Origin of the sequence: Barnesiella sp. An55 (genome assembly GCF_002161555.1) — a bacterium.
Classification (GTDB): domain Bacteria; phylum Bacteroidota; class Bacteroidia; order Bacteroidales; family Barnesiellaceae; genus Barnesiella; species Barnesiella merdipullorum.
In genome coordinates this window covers 1-3344 of the sequence record NZ_NFHZ01000033.1, presented here as the reverse complement: position 1 = coordinate 3344, position 3344 = coordinate 1, and the positions used below count along the sequence as shown (strand labels likewise).

General features: G+C 45.9%; 3 protein-coding genes. 2 read left to right on the top strand and 1 reads right to left on the bottom strand.

Going from position 1 to position 3344, the window contains the following annotated elements:
- Positions 1 to 465 precede the first annotated feature (465 nt).
- A complete protein-coding gene (locus tag B5G10_RS12675) occupies positions 466 to 882 on the top strand; it encodes a hypothetical protein (protein ID WP_143241155.1) in 417 nt (138 codons plus the stop codon).
- A gap of 171 nt (positions 883 to 1053) precedes the next feature.
- Here B5G10_RS12675 and B5G10_RS12380 read toward each other — a convergent pair whose 3' ends face one another.
- A complete protein-coding gene (locus tag B5G10_RS12380) occupies positions 1054 to 2082 on the bottom strand; it encodes a winged helix DNA-binding domain-containing protein (RefSeq protein WP_087425039.1) in 1029 nt (342 codons plus the stop codon).
- A gap of 873 nt (positions 2083 to 2955) precedes the next feature.
- Here B5G10_RS12380 and B5G10_RS12375 point away from each other — a divergent pair.
- A complete protein-coding gene (locus tag B5G10_RS12375) occupies positions 2956 to 3264 on the top strand; it encodes a hypothetical protein (RefSeq protein WP_143241154.1) in 309 nt (102 codons plus the stop codon).
- The last annotated feature ends 80 nt before the right edge of the window (positions 3265 to 3344 follow it).

The following is a 3344-nucleotide window of genomic DNA, read 5'->3' as shown; positions in this document are numbered from 1 at the left end:
TTCCAGAGGGCGGATATCCGTGAAATTTATAATCAGCCGACAACTCCCGTTTGTGTTCCGGAGGCGGGTTCTGTCGAGCAACCTACTTTATGGTAAAATTTCTCCGGACAGCAGTGATATAATATTATAATTTAAAATTAGGAATTAAAATGGGAACTCTAATTTTTATTTGTTTAGTAGGTGTATTCTCATATAACTGCATTACTATTTTAGAGGTTCTTCTATGGTGGCAAAATCTTTTATGTCAATTATTGGCTCATTGGGATATGTAGTATATTTAACCACAATTATATGGAGTTTTTGGTTGTTCCAATGGTGGCAGCCTATTGTTACATTTATTTGTTCTATATTTGTTGGTGCTACTACTGCATTTATATTTCAAAAAAATTTATTGGGAATACTGATATCTCCCATAGCTCTTATTGTCTTCTCTGTCCTTAGTATAATTCATTTAATTGGCTAATTATGAGAAATATATTACGATGGATAGGCCTTGTTCCATTCTCTTTTTTATGCTCTATTGCCGGTTATTGGGTTGGCATTTTTGCTTATTCTAATATATTAAATACTGTTAGTTCTGGCTTTGATTGGTCTTCTTTTAATTCAAACGAGATTTCCATAACTAATATAATTGCTTGGATATTTGCTAATATAATATCCGGATTAGCCTTTTCTTATTCATCTGCTTGGATAGCACCAAAGAGAAAGAAAAAATTAGCAATTGGTATAATGATTTTTTTTCTAATTAGTTCTATTTTAGTTTTATATATTATACCAGAATCGAGAAAATTTATAGATATAAACTATGTGATTAGTGTTATCACAATATTGATTACAAGTATTGTAGTATTTGTTAAATACAATGAAGAACACGATGTATAATATTAACAAAAGAATATGTTTAATCAAAAATATTTGAACTGAAAAGAGCCTAATCCATACCAATACACATTACCTAAAATACAATTATTCCGTTGTGAAAACATTTGAGAGGGGGAGCATCTTGCTCCTCGTCTTTTTTATATCCCCCCCTTTTATTTACCAGAAGAGATCTTATCTATCGCTATCCCAGAATTGCCTATAGCGTAGAAAGGCGTCGGCCACATCGGGCTGCATCTCGTCCCTGAAGAAAGAGGGCTCCCTCGTGGGGTGCCAGTTACCCACCACCTGCCCATCGTGAAGAATCACCGGATAGAACAAGCCGTTACTACTATGTATCCGATGGCGGAACTCCTCTTCAAAAGCATGGTGCCGACTTTTGTAACCAATCAGATATTCATCATACGACGGTAACAGAATTGTCTGCCGCCGATATCCCCTCGTCCGACAATCGCAATGAATAAAATAGGTTGTCCCCGCCACTGGCTCGGCAACCAGCTCGTCACGAATAGCCTCTACGGCATCGCGACACTCACCCACTCCCAGATTGGACCACCACACAAAATCCTCGAGCGTAGCCGGCGAATGGCTCTGGAAATATCTACGGGCCAACTCGACAATCGCTTCGTTACGCCACAGCTTACGCAATCGGGGTATCCGCTCCTCGACCAAGGCATACGTGTTCTGCCGACTATCCAGCTCACCGCTACAAATAATGCCATCCGCTTCGGCTCTGCGCAGATAAATCGACATCGTGTGAGCATCATCTTCAAGACCACACTCGGCTAACCGGGCCAAAAGAATATCCTTCCGCACCGATTTCTCCCCAGCCAGCGCATCACAAATAAGCCTGTTGGCACGCTCATACTCTCGCTCTTCAATCCGCCTTTCGTGATAAGCCAAGTAACCCCGAATCGACACCTTGTTCCTCTCGGCACACAAAGGCAACATCCAGCCCAAATCCTCGGCCGCCACCAGTTGCCAGGTACACCGAAACAGGTGAGTGCGCACAATCCGGCCCGCATCATACGCCTCACAAAAAGCACGCATCGAAGGCTCACGCAATCTCATACCCACCGCCCAGCGCATCATCTTATACTCCTGCGCCTGCACCATACCCATCCACGCAATCAAGTCGTGAACATCGGTAAACCGAGAACTTACCAACTGCTGGTTAAGAAGTCGCAAATGGGGAATATTCATATTCACAGCTACATTATTCTGCTGTAAAGATAACCGAAATTACTGAAACAAAATACGAAGAGAAATAAGGAAAGATGGGGCCGCCCCTATCTCGTCAACGACATAAAAAAGAACACTGGGAGCGACGGTTAGGACTCAATTGCCAGGTTGCCTTTCCCCCAATGCTTAAATATCTTGAAACGGCCGTCATACCCGAAGCCTGCACTCTTGTGAGCCGACATGTGAGTACCCCGTCGTTCCTAACTGCAAATATATAACAAAGTTTCAAAATCGATTCATTTTGAGTCGATCTTTCATCGTATGGACTTGATACCACACACATTCCCCACCCGGGTATTCCTACATCGGAGTGCAGGATGACTTGTCGGGTCTCCAAGCACTGGAGGCTATGGTATTTATCCTGCGGATATTTTCTGGATCCCGCGTCGGGGTGCGGGATGACCTATCATGTCACCTCACACTCGATGCGCTCCGTGTCACCCCGCACGTGATGCGGGGTCCAGCTATGGGGAAGATGGAGCTCACACCCCGAACATAATGGTAAGCGGAAACCCCGCCTTTATCGGGCAGGGAGAGGGCAAGTCGGAGGAGGGAACGAGGGCGAGAAGTGTCTGAGCTCACGGCGAGTTCCGCAGCCCCCGACGATGGCGCTGCCCCGCGACCGACTCGGCCCGATAACAGCGGCGGCGCTTCTTGGTTCGTTCTTCTCGCTGCTGAGAAGAATGAACGTATCGTATCACTATGTTCGTTTCCTTGCGGGTATTCCTGGATCCCGCGTCGGGGTGCGGGATGACCTATCATGTCACCTCGCACTCGATGCGCTCCGTGTCACCCCGCACTGTGATGCGGGGTCCAGACTCGGGAGACAACGGTATGCGCGAAGCCCATCCGGCCTATGGGAGAAAGCAGGAAAAGGAACAAACTAAAGATAGAGGAGCAAAGGGAAACCCCGCCTTTATCGGGCAGGAAGAGGGCAAGCCGGAGGAGGGAACGGGGCGAGGAGTGTCTGAGCTCACAGCGAGTTCCGCAGCCCCCGACGATGGCGCCGCCCGCAACCGACTCGGCCCGATAACAGCGGCGGCGCTTCTTGGTTCGTTCTTCTCGCTGTTGAGAAGAATGAACGTATCGTATTACTATGTTCGTTTCGGCCTAGTCGACAAAATTCAGGATGAAACCAGTTGAAAAACTTCCTAGTCGACAAAATTCAGGATAATCCTCAATAATGTCTTGATATATATTCGTCAATAAGTTTCATTCTATGA

What these genes read in the sequence shown, in the direction of transcription:
- B5G10_RS12675 (WP_143241155.1), top strand. Translation starts at nt 466, where the DNA reads ATGAGAAATATATTACGATGGATAGGCCTTGTTCCATTCTCTTTTTTA.
- B5G10_RS12380 (WP_087425039.1), bottom strand. Translation starts at nt 2,082, where the DNA reads ATGAATATTCCCCATTTGCGACTTCTTAACCAGCAGTTGGTAAGTTCT.
- B5G10_RS12375 (WP_143241154.1), top strand. Translation starts at nt 2,956, where the DNA reads ATGCGCGAAGCCCATCCGGCCTATGGGAGAAAGCAGGAAAAGGAACAA.